This is a genomic window from Larkinella humicola (genome assembly GCF_008727875.1).
Lineage (GTDB): Bacteria > Bacteroidota > Bacteroidia > Cytophagales > Spirosomataceae > Larkinella > Larkinella humicola.
On record NZ_VTWS01000006.1, the window covers coordinates 277,560 to 297,320 of the forward strand.

The 19,761-nt window shown below is 51.4% G+C and carries 12 protein-coding genes and 1 tRNA gene; 6 read left to right on the forward strand and 7 right to left on the reverse strand.

Annotated features, from left to right (window positions below; translation table 11 throughout):
• Positions 1-15 precede the first annotated feature (15 nt).
• Entirely contained in the window at positions 16-1,281 is a 1,266-nt protein-coding gene (locus tag F0P93_RS22675) for a carboxypeptidase-like regulatory domain-containing protein (RefSeq protein WP_150880023.1), read from the reverse strand.
• Between the two features lie 289 nt (positions 1,282-1,570).
• On the opposite strand from F0P93_RS22675, the gene F0P93_RS22680 reads away from it, so the two are divergent.
• Entirely contained in the window at positions 1,571-3,484 is a 1,914-nt protein-coding gene (locus F0P93_RS22680; protein WP_150880024.1) for a S9 family peptidase, read from the forward strand.
• Positions 3,485-3,490: 6 nt separating this feature from the next.
• Here the strand turns inward: F0P93_RS22680 and F0P93_RS22685 are convergent, their stop codons facing one another.
• On the reverse strand, positions 3,491-4,684 hold the full coding sequence (locus tag F0P93_RS22685) for a cytochrome-c peroxidase (protein ID WP_150880025.1): 1,194 nt from the start codon (positions 4,682-4,684) through the stop codon (positions 3,491-3,493).
• Positions 4,685-4,868: 184 nt separating this feature from the next.
• Here F0P93_RS22685 and F0P93_RS22690 point away from each other — a divergent pair, with 184 nt between their 5' ends.
• Positions 4,869-5,408 carry a hypothetical protein gene (locus F0P93_RS22690; protein ID WP_150880026.1) on the forward strand — a complete coding sequence of 180 codons (540 nt, stop codon included), beginning with the start codon at positions 4,869-4,871 and terminating at the stop codon, positions 5,406-5,408.
• 307 nt (positions 5,409-5,715) lie between these two features.
• Here F0P93_RS22690 and F0P93_RS22695 read toward each other — a convergent pair whose 3' ends face one another.
• From F0P93_RS22695 to asnS, 4 genes are all read right to left on the reverse strand, one after another.
• Positions 5,716-6,282 (reverse strand): hypothetical protein, encoded by a 567-nt coding sequence (locus F0P93_RS22695; RefSeq protein WP_150880027.1) that lies wholly within the window; start codon positions 6,280-6,282, stop codon positions 5,716-5,718.
• A 52-nt stretch (positions 6,283-6,334) separates the two neighbouring features.
• Positions 6,335-7,981, reverse strand: a complete 1,647-nt coding sequence (locus tag F0P93_RS22700; RefSeq protein ID WP_150880028.1) for a SusD/RagB family nutrient-binding outer membrane lipoprotein — start codon at positions 7,979-7,981, stop codon at positions 6,335-6,337.
• 79 nt (positions 7,982-8,060) lie between these two features.
• Positions 8,061-11,267, reverse strand: coding sequence for a SusC/RagA family TonB-linked outer membrane protein (locus F0P93_RS22705; RefSeq protein ID WP_150880029.1), 3,207 nt, complete (start codon positions 11,265-11,267; stop codon positions 8,061-8,063).
• A gap of 1,236 nt (positions 11,268-12,503) precedes the next feature.
• Positions 12,504-14,387 (reverse strand): asparagine--tRNA ligase, encoded by a 1,884-nt coding sequence (gene asnS / locus F0P93_RS31750; RefSeq protein ID WP_225309602.1) that lies wholly within the window; start codon positions 14,385-14,387, stop codon positions 12,504-12,506.
• A 256-nt stretch (positions 14,388-14,643) separates the two neighbouring features.
• Here asnS and rpoN point away from each other — a divergent pair, with 256 nt between their 5' ends.
• The 4 genes from rpoN (at position 14,644) to F0P93_RS22735 (ending at position 17,935) form a co-directional block, all read left to right on the forward strand.
• Positions 14,644-16,098 (forward strand): RNA polymerase factor sigma-54, encoded by a 1,455-nt coding sequence (gene rpoN / locus F0P93_RS22720; protein ID WP_150880030.1) that lies wholly within the window; start codon positions 14,644-14,646, stop codon positions 16,096-16,098.
• Between the two features lie 68 nt (positions 16,099-16,166).
• Positions 16,167-16,856, forward strand: a complete 690-nt coding sequence (locus F0P93_RS22725) for a hypothetical protein (RefSeq protein ID WP_225309603.1) — start codon at positions 16,167-16,169, stop codon at positions 16,854-16,856.
• A 138-nt stretch (positions 16,857-16,994) separates the two neighbouring features.
• A complete protein-coding gene (locus F0P93_RS22730) occupies positions 16,995-17,789 on the forward strand; it encodes an enoyl-CoA hydratase/isomerase family protein (RefSeq protein WP_150880031.1) in 795 nt (264 codons plus the stop codon).
• Positions 17,790-17,861: 72 nt separating this feature from the next.
• Positions 17,862-17,935, forward strand: a tRNA-Arg gene (locus F0P93_RS22735).
• Between the two features lie 413 nt (positions 17,936-18,348).
• Here the strand turns inward: F0P93_RS22735 and F0P93_RS22740 are convergent.
• Positions 18,349-19,539 carry an ATP-binding protein gene (locus tag F0P93_RS22740; protein ID WP_150880032.1) on the reverse strand — a complete coding sequence of 397 codons (1,191 nt, stop codon included), beginning with the start codon at positions 19,537-19,539 and terminating at the stop codon, positions 18,349-18,351.
• Between the last annotated feature and the right edge of the window lie 222 nt (positions 19,540-19,761).

Genomic DNA, 19,761 nt, shown 5'->3' on the forward strand with positions numbered 1-19,761 from the left:
GGGAGAGGACGCTGCTCACTCCGGATGGTTTCGCGTCCTTTCCCCTTTAGGGGGCAGGGGCAAAATCAATCGTTCGGCCTCTGTTGGCAGAATGGTGTTGAAATTCCCCCAAAAGCGGTCATCCAACTTTCCGGTCTGCTTCGGCAGGTTTTCAGTGGTCGTCAGCACCTCCGTTTCCTGAACGGCCTGCCCGTTGGATCTGGCATATTCACCGGTGCCAAAATGCAGGGCAATGACGGCCATCATCGGCGTATTGGCGGCAACCGAAAACTGCGTTTCCAGCACCAGCCGGGAGTCCTGCAAAAACCATTTGCCGTTCAACTGGCGATAGTGGCTATGACTATAAATCCGTTTTACTTCCTTTTTTGAACGACCGGTCAGGTTCTCAAAAACCGCTTTCAGATTGGTTTTCAACACCTCCCCCGCGGCTTCGGGCGTAAATTCATACGCAATCCGGACAATGGCCCGGCTTGCGGTATCGATCAACACCTCGCCTTTCCGGGCTGCCCGAACCCGCCGACCTGCCACCGGGGCAAACGCCAGCCGGTACGCCGGGCGGTTGTCGCTGGCGGTCAGAACCGAATCCAGCCGGAATTCGTAGTCGTTCAGGTTGTCACCGTCCCAATACTCCGGCGGCCCCAGATCCATGCTGCGCGTCACGATGGCGGCTCCGTTCGGAAACGCGTATCCTTCCAACGCTTTCGGCAACGGATTCCGTACGTACTGCCGCCCTTTCACCAGCTTTACTTTTTCCGGCAATTCGGTCTGTATTTTGGGTAACTTCTCCACTTTCAGGATGGCTTCCCGTACAGTCCAGCAAACGGTATCGGTCGAAAGCGTCTCGCGGTAAAAACCGGTCAACACGGTGGGCGTCGCCTGAAAATTGGCATGAATGGCCTTCAGGGCCGAAAATACCAGCAACCGTCCGTCGGTTTGCCTCCGGAACGAAACCGCCAGGTCTGCCCGAAGCACCGGCTCCAGACTTACGACAATGGAATCGATCGGTTTCAGGTTTCGCAGGACCAGTTTGGCATTCTGGTAGCCCACAGCCGAAATGATGCCTTCTTTCTGCGAATCGATTTTAGGGTAGTTCAGCAAAAACCGCCCTTCCCGATTCGCCAGTGTCCCCCAGGCTTTGCCACTGACGCTGACGCAGGCAAATTCGACCGGTTTTCCCGTCGATTGGTCCACGACCTGGCCTTTCACCTGCTGATAGCCTTGCCCGAATGAACCTTGTATCCCCACTACCAAGAGGTATAAAACGCCTGAAAACCGCTTCATCCGGTGAAAATTAAAGAATTAAAAACCGGGTTCAGGGGGGCCGGTGGGGCCTGGTTCAGTTTTCAAAAATACGAAATTCGGCCCGTTTTTCCCCTAAAACCGACCGTAAACATAAGGCAAGTTTTTGATTGCCTGTACAAAAAATAACAATAGTTTTTCCATGTAACGACCTACTTTTTATCAGTTACACCCGACAATTCCTCAGACCGGAAACGGACCAGTGGGTGCGCCGTCCGAAAATGCCGGATTATCCGTATGTTTGAAGCTGAAAGACTTCTTCTGATTTCCCATGAAAAAAACAGGATGGCTTGGCGGCTTTTTGCTGCTCTCACTGGCTACGCAGGCACAAAATCCGCTCACACCCGAACAACTCTGGAAATGGGGCCGGGTGTCGGGACTGGGCATTTCCAAAGACAAAACCTCGGTTATTTATTCCGTCAGTACACCGAACGCGGAGGAAAACAAAAGTGCCCGGAAAACCTACACAATACCGTTGACTGGAGGTCCGGCGACCGAAATTTCAAACGCCGACAGCTTACTGGTCAACACCAAAATTTCGTCCGATGGCAAGTTTATCATCAGCAGCGAAGCCGTAAAACTGGAAGACATTGCCAGCACCGACAAATATCCTGATCTGAAAAAATCGAATGCCTACGTCTACACCTCGCTGAATTACCGCCACTGGGATACGTGGGAAGACGGCAAATACGACCATGTTTTCGTGGCTCCGCTGGTAAACGGAAAACCGGGAACGGGGAAAGATATTATGCCGGGCGAAAAGTTTGATTGCCCGCAAAAACCGTTTGGTGGCGACGAAGATTTTATCTGGAATCCCGACGGCAAGCACATCGTGTATGTGACCAAGAAAAAAACCGGCACGGCCTACGCGGTCAGTACCAATACCGACCTGTACGAATACGACATCACGACGGGAACGACCCAGAATCTGACCGAAGAAAACAAAGGCTACGACGTCAATCCCGACTACAACGCCAAAGGGCAACTGGCCTGGCTGCAAATGAAACGCGACGGCTACGAAGCCGACAAACAGGATTTGATCGTCTGGAACGGCGTCACCAAAATGAACCTGACCGGCCAACGGGACGACCTTCACGTTCAGGGCTTCAAATGGAGCCAGGACGGTTCGTCGCTTTTTTTCACGGCACCGATCGACGGCACGATTCAGTTGTTCAAGGTGACGTATCCGGGACTCACGAAAATGATGCCGATCATTACGCAGCTTACCAAAGGCGATTTCGACGTCACCGGCATCGTCGGGCAATCGGCGAATACCCTCGTCGTTTCCCGCACCGACATGAACCACCCGGCCGAACTGTTCACGGTCGATCTGGCAAACGGCGCGATGACGCAGCTCACCCACGTGAACGATGCCGTGTTGAAAACCACCGGAATCTGCAAAACCGAACGCCGTTTTGTAACGACCACCGACAACAAAAAGATGCTGGTGTGGGTCATTTATCCGCCCGGTTTCGACGCGTCCAAAAAATACCCGACGTTGTTGTATTGCCAGGGGGGGCCGCAGTCGGCGCTGACCCAAATGTATTCCTACCGCTGGAATTTCCAGTTGATGGCATCGCAGGGGTATATCGTGGTGGCACCCAACCGCCGGGGTATGCCGGGCCACGGTACCCAGTGGAACGAGCAGGTCAGCAAAGACTGGGGCGGGCAGGTGATCCGGGATTATCTGAGCGCCATCGATGCCGTTTCCAACGAACCGTATGTGGACAAAAACCGCTTGGGCTGCGTCGGTCCGAGTTTTGGCGGTTATTCGGTTTTTGCGCTGGCGGGAGTTCACAGCAAGCGGTTTAAGTCCTTCATTTCGCACGATGGCGTCTTTGATTTAAAGAGCATGTACGGCACCACCGAAGAGCTGTTTTTTGTCAACTGGGATTTTGGCGGATCGTATTGGGACAAAAAGAACGCAGCCGCCCAGCGGACTTACAGCCAGTCGCCGAGCAACTTCGTGGACCGCTGGGACACGCCGATTTTTATCATTCAGGGGGGCCGTGACTACCGCGTTCCGATCGAGCAGGGTTTGCAGGCTTTCCAGGCCGCACAATTGCGGGGCATCAAAAGCAAATTGCTCTATCTGCCCGACGAAAACCACTGGGTGCTGAGTGCGCAGAACGCGCTGGTGTGGCAGCGGGAGTTCTTTTCGTGGCTGAAGGAGACGCTGAAGTAAAACCGTTCAATCCACATTCCCTTTGACTTTCAAACCGCTGGGAACGCGGGTCGGCACGGTTTTGTCGAAGGTATCGTCATTGAGCGTGTTCAGGAATTCAACGATGCCGGAAATGTCGCGGAAATTCACGTTCATCTGCGTGGCCAGCGGGTCCATCTGGCGGGCCGAAACGTGCGGATTGAGGATTTTTCCGCCCGAAATGTCTTCATAAAACTGCAGAACATGCTCCAGCGTGACGAATTTTCCGCTGTGCATGTAAGGGGACGTATAGCGAAGGTTGCGCAAGGTTGGCGTCCGAAAGGCGTAGTCGTTGTTGATGCCGGCATCCGGTTCTTTCCGGTTTTGCGTATCGGGAACGCCCAGGGTGTGCAGCTTAAAGTCGGACAACATCGGGCCGTTGTGGCATTTGGCACAGCCGGTTTTCAGAAACAGGTTCAGTCCCTCCTTTTCACTCAGCGAGAGCGCGTTACTATCGCCCCGCATATACTGATCGAAGCGGGAGTTGTTGGCCACCAGCGTTCGCTCGTAGGCAGCAATCGCTTTCGCCATATTTTTGGCGTGAACCGGGTTTGTTTCGCCCGAAAATGCTTCGGAAAACAGCGTCTGGTATTCCGGAATCTTTCGGATTCGGGCGATAATTTCGTCCAGAACCGCTTCTTCCGCGAACGAATGGCCGCGCATTTCTTCCAGTGTGGTAATGGGTAGCAAGGCCTGCTCTTCCAGGCTTTTGGCCCGCATATCCCAGAACATGGGAGCCAGCCGGGGATCATATTCGCCGTGGTTTTTGATTCCGTTAAAAGCGGTATTCAGAATGGATTGGGAGTTTCGTTTGACAAACGGAATGGTGTTCGGAAGCCGGAACTGCCGTTTGCTGTCGCTGCCGGTTCCGTTGACGCCAATGGAGGTTTCCAGAAACTCCGCGTAGTTGAATTCGGGTTGGTGGCAGGTGGCGCAGGCAACATCCCGGTTGCCGGACAAAACCGGGTCATAAAACAGAAACCGCCCCAGTTCGACTTTTTTCGCATTCGTCAGGTTGTCCGGCGGATCGATAACCGATTCCGGCAAAGCCCCCAATACGGCGATGGATTCTGAGATCTTCTTTTCTCGCTTGTGCTTTGCGTCCCGCTCATTCCCGCAGGAACTCAAAATGAGCATGAGAACACCCAACAACAACACTGAAAAACGTTCAAAAACTGGCATTTCACTGGAATCAGACTGTTTTACCGACAAAAAAACCAAAAGCTCATTTTTCAAGTGAATGAGAAACGGCCAGCGAATTTATTAAAATGAGCTTAAAGTGTTTGGAATTTTCGCATTCTGTATTGAAAAAGCAATAATTTAATAGTCTATTTCCAACCATTTCACCCTATACTTTTCTAAAACGATGAAAAAGATTCCGTCATTTCTCGTTCTGATGCTGTCCATGCTGGTTCTAAATGCCACAGCACAGACAACCGCCGAGACCAAATCCGCCCGGAAAGAAAGCAAAGCAGCCCAAAAAGCCGCCAACGAATCGGACAATAAAGCGGTCATGAAAGAAGCCAAATCCGACAAAATGGCTTCCAATCGCAACCCCGATGGCACGTTTAAGAAGGCCGGGAAAGCTGAGGCCAAAACCGCAAAGGCCGAGACCAAAACCGCAAAGGCCGAACGCAACCCCGATGGCACCTTCAAAAGCAAGGCGGAGAAAGCGGCCATAAAAGAAGAGAAAGTCGCTGTTAGAGCTGAGAAAAACGTCAAAGTTGAAAAGACGGAGAAAGCCACGCGAGTCGAAAAGGAAGTCAAAGCCGTTCCGGAAGACTACAAAGCTGCCGTTGACAAGAGTCAGAAAGGCCCTGCCGGGGAAAAGGTTTATACCGGCCCGCGCGGAGGAAAATATTACATCACCAAAGCGGGCAACAAGCGGTATTTGAGTAGTAATTGATCAGGACCCATTTTGTCAAAAGTCACTGAACGCCCCAACAACCTTTTGAATTTTATTTCATTTTTAATGCCCAATACACTAATTTTTATAGAATAACTAAACTTGATTATTAATAATCAATCAAAATTTTTAAATTACTCCATTCTTAAGGTTAATGATATTTTTAAAGCTTAAACTTCCTGGGTTTAAGCTTTATTTTTATATATCAAAACGTATTCATAGAGCCCACCATCGTATCAATAGAAGTTAAACGCCAAAAGGGTTTATCCTTTTGAGAAGAATAAACCCTTTTGAGAATTTAAAACCACTAGTTTATCACATTCAATCGGTACGCAAAGGGTGAACTATAAAAGGCTCCGCCGGTAATGTTAACACCGGTATTGCTGGCTGTATAGGATTTCCCATTTGTCAATTTCATCACGGCTGTAATATCAAACCGATCACCGGCTGAGATATCCGTCAAAGCCAGTTTTGTAGCGGCCAATGCCTCGGCTCCCGTCACGGAAATGGTGGCTCGCGGATACCCCGTTTTGGCATCTTTCGCAAAGGCCGAAGCGGCAATGGACTTCAGGGCAACTGCCGTCGTGGTTTTGGTTCCGTTGGCCGGGGTCGCGTCCACAAAGGCAATGGACAAATCGTAGGAAGCAAACAGCGCGCCCTGGTTCGGGGTGACAGCCTCCGCCACAATCTCCATTTTGGTACCACTCATATTGGCTTTGCTGGCACTAAACGTTGCGTTGGTAACGGGATAGGGCGTCACCGTTCGGACATACCCGCCCTGCTCCATGCTGGTTTCATCGATCCGATCAATTACGTCTGTTTCACAGGCCATTGCGAACAACCCTAAAAACAGAAAGACCATGTATTTTTTCATCTATTTATGTTTTTGAATGAATGATCAACGCTCTTTTGTACTGGTAACGGGGCTATTTTAGCATCCCCGCCGGGTTGTTATCCCAAAAAACGGAAGTGGTTACGTTGGCCTTCTGCACCGCTTTGGCATTCCGGGTGATGTAGGAAGCCGGATAGTAGTATGAGCGGGGAAAACCGCCCGGACTGGGGTCGAGCGCCGGTTGCTGGTTGGACGGTTTGCCCGTCCGGCGATACAGGTTGTAGCTTTCGATGCCGTTTCCGTGCAGGGCCAGCCAGTATTCCGTTCCGATGATGTTCAGTTTCTGGGAATTAGTCGTGGCGGCATCGTAGTCGGCCAGGACTTTGGTGACGTACTTCGTCACTTCGGAGGCCCAGACCGTGCCGCTTGCTGCTTCGAAGGTGGCAATTTTGCCGCTTTCGTTGGTGCCCAGCGCCAGGGTTCGCACGTCCGCCATCGACTTTTCAATCGCTGATTTCAGCAGGTCTTTCGCCACGCCGGTTGTGCCCAAGGTCAGCGCCGACTCGGCCAGCATGAAGTCTACAAAAGACCGCATCATGATGGGATGAATGCCCGCTCCACCCCCACCGGCACCCAGCGAAACCGGGACACCCGCGTCGTTGTCGAAGGAACCACCGGCAGGATAAACACCCCAGGCTGTCCTTAACAACCCATCGGGTGGAATCCCTTCGTTGCTCAGGTGATCGCGGCCCCAGTAGCCCACCGTCGACGGCAAGCAGAACACATCCGAGTCTGAATAATGCGCGGGTTTTGAGTTGTTCACACACCGCAAGGCATTGACATCCGTCGGATTTTTGATCGTCTGGCGGTAGAAGTAATACCGAATGCGGGGATCCGGAAAACCTTTGGATGAATACAGCGTTCCCATGTACGAATTCGACTGATAATCACCGCCCCCGGTCGACGAATACTGTCCTCCGTAGCGGGGATGGCGGGTATCCGGATTGGTGAGGTTGGAACCGAATTTGAAGGCAAAGTTCTGCGTCGCCGTGGAAATCAGTTTTCCCCCGGCAATCAGCGAATTGATGGCCGTGGTTGACCCCGCAGCGTCCGTCAATCGCATGTTCAAGTAAATTTTCAATTTCAGCGTGTTGGCAACCCGCGTCCAGCTATCGGCATTTCCGGCATAGATCAGATCATTCGGCGCTCCGGCTTTGGAGGTAGCCGCAAAGTTCTTGATGGCCTCGTCCAGTTCCGTCAGTGCCGATTTGTAGATGGTGGCTCCGGCATCGACACCCGGGTTGAAGTTGGTCGGGTCGATTGCTTCCGTATAAGGCACATCCCCAAACGCATCCACCAGATTGATCAGAACGGAGGCCCGCAACGTCCGGGCAATCCCGGCATGAACGAACAATTCCGCTTTTTCAGCCAGGGGAATGATGGTTTTCACGTCCGTCAGAATGGCCGCGTAGGCCGTGGTCCAGGCACCGTCGAAGTTGCCCGGCGAAACCGCATTGTCATAAATGGCCGACCCCTGGTTGAGCATCCGGGTTAGTCGCATACCCGGATCACTCAGCGAGTTAAAGTGACCGGCGTAGCTCAACTCGATTTGATTGAGCAGGTAGTTGATGTCGGTATTACTGGTCGTTACCGCATTCGGATTATCCAACAAATCCAGCTTGCAGGAATTCAGTACGACCAGACACAAAACCAACAAGGTTGTGCTTATTTTCTTGATCATCGGTTGATTGATTTATTTTTTTGAATGAATGATGAAGCACTCAACGTGCGTCATTCAGCGTCTGTAGCCGGTTTTCGGATTAGAAAGTCAGCCGCAACGTTCCGCCGAGCCGTTTGGAACTCGGCCCTGTCAGAAACTCGAAGCCCATGCCGTTGCCGACTCCCAGACCCAGGTTATCGGTGTCGAAGTTGAGGCCCTTCGGAATATGGATCGCCCTGTACCACAGGTTATTCCCCGTCAACGAAACGGAGATGCCTTTGAAGAACGTCTTGCCCAGCAGTTTTTTAGGTAACTGGTACGACAGCGATACTTCCTGCAAACGGATGGTGGAACCGTCGTAAATCCGGCCTTCATCCCCGAAGAAATAGTAGTTGTTGAAGTAGAAATCCGAAGCCGTGATCTGAATGTCGTTCGGGGTTCCGTCGGCCAGTTTAACGCCGGGAATCACGAGCGTTTGCGCCCGATCGAACCCGGTTTCCAGACCAATGTCGGTGGTCATGCCCCGGCCCAGCAACGCACCCGCCGTGGAGGCATACATGGCTCCGCCGTGCCGGTACGACATCATCACGTTGAGCGATAAGCCTTTAAAACTAAATTCGTTGATGAGGCTGCTCGTAAACGCCGGGTTTGGATCGCCCAGGACAATCGGCGAGGTGGTCGCCAGCAAATAACCACCGGCATCGATCAGGTACTGCCCCTGCTCGTTCCGACGGAAACCGGTGCCTTTGATAACGTTAAAGGGCTGACCCACAACGGCATAATTACCCAGCGTTCCGCCAAAACCGGCCACCTGAACTTCCTGTAACGTACCACCCAGATCGAGTACTTTAGGCCGGTTGCGTGAGAAGACGCCCGTTACGCCCCAGGAGAAATCGCCCACTTTGACGGGCGTTGCCGACAGGCTGATTTCGATGCCTTCGTTCCGGATTTTCCCGATGTTGATCGTCGTGGCGGTATAGCCCGTCGATGCATCCAGGGGTGTACTGGTAATCAAATTCCGGGTGTTGCGCTGATACGCCGTGACGTCAAAGCTGAGGGCGTTGTTGAAAAGCCGCCCTTCGATGCCCAGCTCCACTTCGGTGTGCAACTCGGGTTTCAGGTTGGCGTTGCCGAGTCCGTTGTCGACCGAGTGGGTCTGTACCGTTGCTCCGGACGAGGTCAGCCAGGCTCTGGCGTTCTGATTCAGCACGTTGCGGGTGCTGTAGGGATTGGGGAAACCGGCGGAAGTTCCGACACCCGCCCGAACTTTCAGGAAGTTGATCAGGTTGCTGGACTGCAAGCCTTTAAAAGCCGAGGTCGGCACGAACGAGACACTAGCGGAGGGATAAAAAATCCGGCGGTTCGGTGTTTCTACGGTCGATGTCCAGTCGTTCCGGCCTGCCAGGTTCAGAAACAAAAAGTCGTTGATGTCGGCGGTTATCTCCCCAAAGATCCCGATCCGGGTTTGTTCGGTCATGCCATCCGCGGCAACATTGTCGATGAAGTTGTTGTGGCGGAACAGATTCCGGGCCAACTGATTCTGGCTCGTCACGAAAAGGCCGTTCGTCACGTCATTCCGCATGTTACCGCCAATCCGTCCCGACAAAACGATCCCGTCGTTGATCGATTTGTTGTAGGACAAGATCATGCTGTTATCCCAGATTGTATTCTGGATATCATACGTATTGTAGAACCCATTCACAAAATCAACGCCCCCCTTGTTGAACTTGTATTCCTGCTTTTCCGTGTAGGTATCCAACCCGACTTTGTAGACCAGGATCAGGTCTTTCGCAATATCATAGTTAATAGAGGTGGTAGCAAAAAGCCGGTTCACAACGCCGGTTGTCTTGTAGTTTTTCAAAATCCAACGGGGGTTGGGAATATCATTACCACTCCGAAAATAAACGGAACTGGCATCGACCGGATTCTCATAAGGCCAGCCCATCAAGTCCACCTGACGCGGGGTATACATCACGTTGGCCAGCACCGACGGAAATCCACCCAGCGAGTTGTTTCCGGTTCCGGCGTTCAGGGGGGGCGAATACTGATCGGTGCGGGCAAAGTTGAACGACGAAATGATGTTCACTTTTTTGCTCAACTGCGCATTCAGGCCCAGGCCCAGGTTCAGCTTGGTCAGCCCGTTTTCCGGGATGTAACCTTCTTCCTTGTTGTAACCGGCCGAGAGGTTGAAGCTCACTTTTTCGCCCCCGCCCGACACGTTCAGCGACGTATTGGATATTTTGCCGGTGCGGAAAAAGTCTTTTACGTTGTTCGGATACACCTGCATCGCATACGGACTCACCGACGCGACATACGGAGCCAGGGCCGCCCGCGTGGCCGCCACACTCAGAAAAGCGTAGGGGTGCTGCGTCAGGGCCGTGTTGGTGTTCTGCGACGGATAAATGGCGGCTTCGGCCAGGGTCGGTCCCCAGTTGCTGAAGAAGTAGCCCAGATTCTGCTGAAAACCCCCGACATAACTATTCTGGTAATCGGGCAGGTGGGCGGTATTGGTAAAGAACGACTGCGTCAGGCTCACTTCGGTCACCCGCGCCTTTCGGCTACCGTTTTTGGTCGTTACCAGAATCACCCCGTTTCGTCCCTGATCGCCGTAGGTAACGGTGGCTGCCAGCCCTTTCAAGACGCTGATGTTTTCGATGTTGTTCGGATCCAGGTCCAGAAACCGGCTGGAAGCGGACTGACCGCCCCCCGTAAAACCGCCCCGGGAGTTGGTGCTGGAGTTGAACGGAATGCCGTCGACCACAAACAGCGGCTGGGTGGAACCCGTGATGGAAGAATAACCCCGGATCGTAATGTTGGTGCCGGTTCCGGACACGCCTGAGGTAGCGGTAATGTTGACGCCCGGTATTTTGCCCTGCAACACCCGCCCGACATCGGCCTGCGGACGGTCGGAAATCTGTTTGCTTTCTACGGTAGTGACGGCGTATCCCAGTGCTTTTTTCTCCCGGACAATGCCCTGGGCCGTTACGACGATTTCCTGCAACTGCCGGGCGTCCGATACCAGTACCACATCGACCGTCGAGCGGTTTCCGACCGGCACTTCCTGGGTAATCATGCCCACAAAGCTGAAGACCAAAACCGGATTGTTACCCGATACAGTCAGGGAGTAGGCTCCGTTTCCGTCGGTGTTGCCGCCGATGGTGGTTCCCTTGCTGACAACCGAAACGCCGGGGAGTGGCGTCCCGTCTTCATCGGACCTGACGATCCCGCTGATCTTTCGATCCTGAGCCTGGGCACAGACCCAGGTCGTACAAGCCATCAACAGGCTTAATAATAAATGTTTCTTCATCCTTAGTTATGGTTAAGATTAAGCGACTGTTAAAAACAAACGCCATTAAATGTAAAAATTAAAAAAACATTAAAACAAGGAAGGGTACATTTCCGAATCAAACTCGTCAATTTTGTACAAGTCTGTGCAAAATATGTATAGATATACCCAATAAGCAAGCATTAAATTCTGCAATTCTGACAAAACACAGAATAAAATCCATTAGACATAGTCATCCCATTTTCCCGAATAAAGACAATTTTTTCGGGAATTAACCAAACCGAATACAGCGATAGGAAATGGGAGATTTTGCTCGTATGTTGAAATTAATAAATGAATAAAAGCATTTATTTTTTGTATTATTTTTGCTTTTATCAGCTATAACGAGCGTACATTAATTTCATAACAATACGACACAAGGGTATGCAAAACCACTACATGCAGTAATTATCATGAATTAATCAGATAAAATAATGGATTTAGGAAAGTAGCATTGAACACCGTTTTTCGGCATAAAAGACGCCCAAAAGTCTTTTACTGAAATCCCGGTAAAGTAGTTAAGACATACCCATAGGTTAAGGGCATCAACAGCGAATCGGCTGGTCTGTTCGAAACTCAAGCCTTCAGTGTGGTGAGAAGTCCCGTCGTTTCAGACAAGATCTTCAGTGTTCATTCGTATGCAGGTACTCCGGATGTAGTTCCAGGCGGGGTTTTCCAGAGGTGGAACCCTGTTGCACTGGAGTCACTAAAAGTAACAAAAAGGAAACAGTTTGTCAAGGAGTGCGACAGGAACTGGTAGGAGACATTTCGCTTCCACCCCGTTCCCCTAATTGATTTAAACAAAATCATTGCCGGATTACGAGTTTGGCCTATCAGCCCACTGCCTCACCGGCGGACCGGTTTAGCGGTGGGAAAACGAAAAGCCCCCTGCAACCGAACCGTTTTAACGGTTTGCCAGACGATGAAACCGTTAAAACGGTTCCGGAATGATTCAGTTTCATGACAATTTTCCCACCGCTAAACCGGTCCGCCGGTGCGGCAGTGGGCTGATAAATATTCATTTCGGCAGTTATTAAATTTAAATCAATTAGGGGACTTGGACGCGCCCCTTCCAGACGATAGAAGTCCCCTTTAGGGGAACGGGGCGAAAGCGTAACCGAGTTATCAGCCGTAAATCATGAAAAAAGTGAAACCAAAAAAAGGAGAGAAGCCCGAAAAACCGGCCCCTCTCCCCTTCTGCTATTCAGATACTTTCGCTTAAAATTCGGCGCTCTTGGGTGTTCTGGGGAACGGAATGACGTCGCGAATGTTACTCATCCCGGTCACGAACAACACCAGTCGCTCGAAGCCCAGGCCGAAACCGGAGTGCGGAGCGGAGCCAAACTGACGGGTTTCGAGGAACCACCAGATCGTTTTTTTATCAATGCCGACTTCCTCAACCCGGGCCAGCAGTTTCTCGTAATTGTCTTCGCGCTGCGAACCGCCGATGATTTCGCCGATGCCGGGAAACAGCACGTCCATCGCCCGTACCGTAGGCCCCGGTGCCGCCGACGACTCTTCGTCCTGCTTCATGTAGAACGACTTGATTTCGCGGGGGTAGTTGGTCAGGATCACCGGTTTTTTAAAGTGCTTTTCAACCAAAAACCGCTCGTGTTCGGATTGCAAATCGATGCCCCAGCCAACGGGATACTGGAACTTCTTCTCTTTGTGCGGTTTCGACTGCAACAGGATGTCGATGGCTTCGGTGTAGGTGAGTCGCTGAAAGTCGTTTTTCACCACAAAGTCGAGCTTTTCGAGCAGCGGCATGGGGCTGCGGTCGGCCTGCGGTTTGGCTTTTTCCTCGTCGATCAGGCGGTTTTGCAGAAAGGCCAGATCATCGGCGCAATGTTCCAGGGCGTAGCCGATAACGGATTTCACAAAATCCTCGGCCAGGTTCATGTTGTCTTCCAGTTCGTAGAACGCCATTTCCGGCTCAATCATCCAGAACTCGGCCAGGTGGCGCGTGGTGTTGGAGTTTTCGGCGCGGAACGTTGGCCCAAACGTATAGATTTTCGACAGCGCCAGCGCGCCCAGTTCGCCTTCGAGTTGTCCCGAAACCGTCAGGTTGGTTTCGCGACCGAAAAAATCTTGGGAAAAATCAATTTTTCTGTCGGAAGAATTTCGAAGTTGTTTTATTATCTCAGTAAAATTGTAAAAACTAAGTGCTAAATATGGAGACTCTGCTTTGGTGAAGTCCCGGTATGCCCTCATTCTGCCTTTAACAAAAGTGATTTTCTCTACTACATCACTTGGCAGAAAAGACATCGAATGACCCTTCTTATTGTTTTCTATTGCAAAAAAAGAAGTCTTAATTTTTTTGTAAATATTCTTAAAATCTGTTGTTAAAGCTTTGTAAGAACTGTTTTGGGACAATTCTTTAAGCATCCCTTGGTCTGCTTTTATTATCTTTTCAAAGCTTAACTCTTTATCAATCTTCCTTATTTTTTTATCAAGGTTTTTTACCTCAGATTCTAAATCATTTTCTCTTATGATTTTTAAAAGTTTGCTATAATACTCATCGGCTATGTCATCAAATTTGACACTTCTAAATGGAACGTTTTTCAGGTCCAGCGTCGTGACGCGGAACATTTCACCCGCTCCTTCGGCATCCGAGGCCGTGATGATGGGCGTATGAAGGTAGAAAAAACCGTTGTCGTTGAAATACTGGTGAACGGCAAACGCCAGCGCGTGCCGGATACGGAGCACAGCGGCAAAGGTATTGGTGCGGGGGCGCAGGTGGGCAATTTCGCGCAGAAACTCCATCGAGTGTTTCTTGGGTTGCAACGGAAATTTGTCCGGATCGGCGGGCCCGTAGAGGTGAATATCAGTTGCTTTTACTTCCACTTTCTGCCCCGATCCCATCGACTCCACCAGCGTTCCGGTGATGGCGACACACGCGCCCGTGGTAACCAGCCGGATGGTTTCTTCACTGAACTGCCCCGGTTCGGCAACCGCCTGGAGGTTGTGGATGGTCGAACCGTCGTTGATGGCAATGAAAATGGCATTTTTGCTTTCCCGCTTGGTACGAACCCAGCCCTTGACGGTGATGGTGTGGCCGGTCGTTTCAGACGCGAGTAATTGTTTGACAGGTAGAAGACTCATTCTGAAAGGTAATAAGTGAAAGACGGTGGTAAAGTTACGGCATTCGGTGAAATATGAAGCGGTTTCTTCAAGAATGAAAAATCCGCTTACTAGAAATTTTAACACACAACCTCTTGATTATCAAACGCGCTGCCTGATTCCCACAAAATTAAGTAGGACGTAAAACATTTTTTTTTAAAATTGGTCTGGAATTTGATAGGCGCGACCACATGTACCCGAGTCAGGAATTTGTGGCCTCCGAATATAGTATGTGAATATGCAAAGACTCAGCCTTACCCAATCTCTTCAGCAAAAGCTGTCTCCTCAACAGATTCAGTTTATCAAACTGTTGCAGATTCCGACTGCCGAACTGGAAACCCGCGTTGAAGAAGAACTGGAAATCAACCCGGCACTGGAAGAAGGACCCGATACCGAATTCGAAGAAACCAACAACGACGACCCGTTTTCGGATGAGTATGACGACGATTATAAGGAACGCAACGACGAGGTCGACCTGGGGAGCTATCTGAACGAAGATGACTACAACGGGTACAAAATGCAGGGTGACGGGAATTATACCGAAGAAGACCGCGAAATGCCGGTGGCAAACCGCTCGACGCTCACCGACACCCTCATGCAGCAGTTTGGGTACCTGAACCTCGACGAACGGCAGGAAATCATTGGCATGCAGCTCATTGGTAGCATCGAAAACGACGGCTACATCCGGCGGTCGATGCAGGCCATTGTGAACGATCTGGCGTTTTCGCACAGCATCTTTACGGATACGGACGAACTGGAAACGGTTTTGAAACGGATTCAGACCTTCGACCCGCCGGGCATTGCGGCCCGGTCGCTCCAGGAATGCCTGCTGTTGCAACTGCACCGGAAAGACGCCGGTGACCCGGCCGTTCCGCTGGCCATCCGGATCATCGAAGACCTGTTCGAAGAGTTTTCCAAGAAACACTACGACAAGATCCAGAAACGCCTGAATATCAATGAAGAACAGCTTAAAAAAGTCATTCAGATCATTACTAAACTGAACCCGAAACCAGGTTCGGTCGAGGGCGAAGACGGCGCGGTGCAGTACCTGATTCCGGATTTTATTCTGACCAACAACGCTGGCAAAATTGAACTGACGCTCAATTCGCGAAATGCCCCCGAACTGCGCATCAGCCGGTCGTTTGCCGAAATGCTGGATACGTACGAGAAGAGTGATAAAAATAACCGCTCCCTAAAAGAAACCGTGTCGTTTGTCAAGCAGAAGCTCGATGCCGCCAAGTGGTTTATCGATGCCATCAAACAACGCCAGGCCACGCTGCTGAAAACGATGAACGCCATCGTGAAGTTTCAGTACGATTTTTTTCTGGAAGGCGACGAAACCAAGCTCCGCCCGATGATTTTGAAGGACATCGCCAACCTCATCGACATGGACGTTTCGACGGTTTCGCGGGTGGCCAACAGCAAGGCTGTGCAAACCGAATTTGGGATTTACCCGCTCAAATACTTTTTCTCGGAAGGCATCGCGACCGATTCGGGCGAGGACGTCAGCAGCCGCGAAGTGAAAAACATACTGAAGGAATTTATCGACCACGAACCCAAAGGCAATCCGCTTTCGGACGATAAACTCGAAAAAATGCTGAATGAACGCGGTTACAACATTGCCCGGCGAACCGTTGCCAAGTACCGTGAGCAGTTGAATATTCCGGTGGCCCGGCTACGGAAGCAACTGTGAGGCTTTTCAGTGGAAGGGTTTTACGAAGTCGATGCGCTCAAATCGCCACGCTTTGTTAATTTTGCTAAATGATTGACGAGCAACGGTTGGCCGAAGACCGAAAACCGAATACTGAAACGTTGAATACGACGCTTGCCCGGGCTTTATCGGCGGTTTTTCATCCGCTGCTGATGCCCACGATTCTGTTCAGCATCCTGCTGTTTGTGGTGCCGGGAGCGCTGGGTGTCAGCACGTTTGGCACCCCATTCAAACTAAGCCTGCTGCTGTTGATTGCCATCAGCACCTTTTTTGTCCCGGCTTTCCTGATTTATTTTCTTTACCGCACGGGCTACGTCCGCAGCCTGCATATGAACGAGTTACAGGACCGCCGGTTGCCTTATTTCATGACGGCGCTGCTCTACACCACCGCGACGCTGCTGTTCGCCTTCCGGCTGCCCCAACTCTCGGACATGGCGCCCGAAATCGGCATCGTGCTGGGGAGCATCACGGTGTCGGTGACGCTCGTCGGCCTGATCAGTCTGTTCTGGAAAATCAGCGCCCACAGCGTCGGCATCAGCGGTATGGTGGGGGCGTTGCTCGGTATGGCCATCAAATCCGGCGAACTCACGTTGCTCTATCCCTTGCTGGTCCTCATCATTCTGGCGGGCTTGCTGGCCAGCGCCCGGCTGCACCTGAATGCCCACACCCCCACGCAAATTGCCGCCGGGATGGGACTGGGACTGGTGGTGAGCCTGGTGACCGTGCTGTGGCTGGTTTGAAACCAATTTACGGTATTCGGTTTACGCCGGGCCGTCGCTACGGTGGCTGACGTGTGTTGGCTAGCGCAATCTTAATCGGGCGTAAACCATCGTAGCGACGGCCCGGCGTAAACTGAATACCATAAACCGTAAAAAAGCATGTACGAACACCTTCTTTTCTCCGTTTCGGACGGCATTGGACGAATCACCCTCAACCGGCCGCAGGTTCACAATGCACTCAGTCCGGCGCTGATTCAGGAAATCACGCGCGCGGTGGAAGCCGCCGGAGCCGACGAGGCTGTGCGGGTGGTGGTGCTGACCGGCGCGGGCGACAAAGCGTTCTGTTCCGGGGCGGATTTGAAGGAAGCGGCTGGTCAGCTTCAAAACGAGGGCGGTTTTTCGATGGGCGACCTCCTGCGCGCGACCTATCACCCCCTGGTTCGGGCCATTCGGAACCTCCCCAAACCGGTGATTTGCCGGCTCAATGGCGTGGCCGCCGGAGCGGGTTGCTCGCTGGCGCTGGCTTGTGATGCGATCATTGCGACGAATGAATCCTACTTATCGCTGCTGTTTGTCGGCATCGGTCTGATGCCCGACGCCGGCTCGACGTTCTTTCTTCCGCGTCTGCTGGGGTCTCAAAAAGCGTTTGAGTTGTGCAGCACGGGACGGCGGGTCTACGGCCCGGAAGCCGAGCAACTCGGACTGGTGACGCGCTCGGTTCCGGCGACGGAGCTGGATGCAGTAGTGGCTGAAATCGCCGGATATTATGCGATGGCTCCCACACAGGCCATCGGTTTGATGAAATTAGCATTGAATCAATCCGTCTACAGCGATCTGGAGACGCAACTGGAACAAGAAGCTCAGTATCAGAACCAACTGGGTCAGTCGCACGATGCGGCAGAGGGCATTCTGGCGTTTTTGCAAAAGCGAAAGGCGGTTTTTACGGGAAAGTAGGCAATAAATTTCCGGCTGTCTTTTTGAATCTTATCTTTTTTGTCTTACTTTTGCAGTCCCAACACGGGAAAAGCATTCGTAGCTCAATTGGATAGAGCACCTGACTACGGATCAGGAGGTTTGGGGTTCGAATCCCTACGAGTGCACTTTAATAATCAGCCACTTACGAGATAAAACTTGGTAGTGGCTTTTTTATTTGATACACCGTTTGATACACAATTTATTTGGTGGTCTTGCCATTCATGGGTTTGATAACAGTATCTTGGACTTACTCAACTCCCCTTCTTAGTACCCTTGGTTAATCTAAAAACCGGCATTCACGGGTTCGGATGCTTTAGTTACGATAAGTAGATTGCCTTTTTCTTTGTCCTGTTCAGAGGTTTTCATTCTTTTCTGAAAAATACCACCTAAGTTATCAAACGGCGGCAGTCGCGTTAATGAATACCAACGCTGGCTCAGTCCGAGCAAGCTGCTTCTTCTCCAGACACACCTTATTCTCCAGCCAACTAGAATGGATTTTTTCGTAGTCCCCTGTTGGTTCCATTCCAATCCCCCCTTATTAAGCCAGTACGTTGAATTCCTGCAACCGGTCCCACAGCGAATCGATGTCCACCACCTGCACACCCGGACGAAATGGATAGCTCCCTGCTGAGGGCGTTACCACCAGGATGGGCAATTGACCCAAATCTTCCTGAGCCACCGATGTCCCCCGCTTCAGGGTTGGGGAATTCGACAGCTTTACTTCCAGCGCTACCACCGGATCATTGCCCCGAACTAAGACCAGATCCAGTTCAGCGCCTTGCTGCGTACGGTAAAAATAGGGCTGAATAGAACCATCGAGTTGGTTAATGACCTGTTCGATGACATACCCTTCCCAGGAGGCTCCTGCCTGGGCATGCAATAACAGCGCGTCGGTCGACGACAGATTGAGGAGGTGGTGTAATAAGCCACTATCCCGGATGTAAAACTTCGGGCTTTTCGTCAGCCGTTTCCCCAGATTGACAAAGTAGGGTTCGAGTCGCCGAACCAGAAAGGCTTCTTCCAGCAGATCGATGTAGTTGCGGATCGTAGTCACACTCACCCCCAGCGATGCCGCCAGCATCGAATAATTCAGTAACGATCCCTGAATCGTGGTCAGCATCCGTAGTAATCGACTCAGCAAAGTGGCCGTTACCGAGTGTCCCAATTTCCCCAGCAGGGGCAAATCCCGCTCGACATAACTCTGGATAAAAGAACGGTACCATTGGGTTCGAATGCGGTCCGAATCGATGAGAAAGGGTTCTGGAAAACCGCCCCGAAACCAGTGGGTCAGATACGGCGTGGTACTTACTTCGGTTCGGACCAGCGGAGTCAACTCCAAGAAGCTGATCCGTCCCGCCAGGGTTTCGCCACTTCGGGCCAGTAAATTCGGAGAAGCTGACCCCAGCAAAATGAAACGTCCCGGCTGGCGGTCCTGGTCGACCAACGAACGCAACTGCGGAATCAACTGGGGCATACGTTGAATTTCGTCCAGAATGACGGTATGGGTAGCGTATTGCTCCAGAAGCCAGCCGGGACGGTCGCCCAACCGATCCTGATCTTCCGCCCGTTCCAGATCGATGTACAGGGTTGGTTTGCCAGCGTTCTCCGTCAACGAACAAGCTAGCGTTGTTTTCCCGACTTGCCGGGGGCCGACTAAACCCACCACTGGAAAATGCAGAATGGCCTCCTGAGTCGGGTTTTGAATCAAACGAACAATTGCTTTATTCATGTATATTGTAATAAAAAATTCAAATATACATGAATAATCGACTTAAATACTCTTCTGACCGAATAATCAAAAGGCGGTTGGTTATTGCCCTTAAAGCTGTAAAAAGGTAAGTTTTCGTAGCTAAGATCGCTCTTTCAGGCAAAAAGATGTCTGAGGGGCTTTTTATAGCAGAACCATTTTTGAAATGCCCGAAACGGGTATATACCCGAAAAACCAACCTAT

Excerpts from the sequence above, each read along its gene's own strand:
- F0P93_RS22675 (WP_150880023.1), bottom strand. The coding sequence starts at position 1,281 with ATGAAGCGGTTTTCAGGCGTTTTATACCTCTTGGTAGTGGGGATACAA.
- F0P93_RS22680 (WP_150880024.1), top strand. The coding sequence starts at position 1,571 with ATGAAAAAAACAGGATGGCTTGGCGGCTTTTTGCTGCTCTCACTGGCT.
- F0P93_RS22685 (WP_150880025.1), bottom strand. The coding sequence starts at position 4,684 with ATGCCAGTTTTTGAACGTTTTTCAGTGTTGTTGTTGGGTGTTCTCATG.
- F0P93_RS22690 (WP_150880026.1), top strand. The coding sequence starts at position 4,869 with ATGAAAAAGATTCCGTCATTTCTCGTTCTGATGCTGTCCATGCTGGTT.
- F0P93_RS22695 (WP_150880027.1), bottom strand. The coding sequence starts at position 6,282 with ATGAAAAAATACATGGTCTTTCTGTTTTTAGGGTTGTTCGCAATGGCC.
- F0P93_RS22700 (WP_150880028.1), bottom strand. The coding sequence starts at position 7,981 with ATGATCAAGAAAATAAGCACAACCTTGTTGGTTTTGTGTCTGGTCGTA.
- F0P93_RS22705 (WP_150880029.1), bottom strand. The coding sequence starts at position 11,267 with ATGAAGAAACATTTATTATTAAGCCTGTTGATGGCTTGTACGACCTGG.
- asnS (WP_225309602.1), bottom strand. The coding sequence starts at position 14,387 with ATGAGTCTTCTACCTGTCAAACAATTACTCGCGTCTGAAACGACCGGC.
- rpoN (WP_150880030.1), top strand. The coding sequence starts at position 14,644 with ATGCAAAGACTCAGCCTTACCCAATCTCTTCAGCAAAAGCTGTCTCCT.
- F0P93_RS22725 (WP_225309603.1), top strand. The coding sequence starts at position 16,167 with ATGATTGACGAGCAACGGTTGGCCGAAGACCGAAAACCGAATACTGAA.
- F0P93_RS22730 (WP_150880031.1), top strand. The coding sequence starts at position 16,995 with ATGTACGAACACCTTCTTTTCTCCGTTTCGGACGGCATTGGACGAATC.
- F0P93_RS22740 (WP_150880032.1), bottom strand. The coding sequence starts at position 19,539 with ATGAATAAAGCAATTGTTCGTTTGATTCAAAACCCGACTCAGGAGGCC.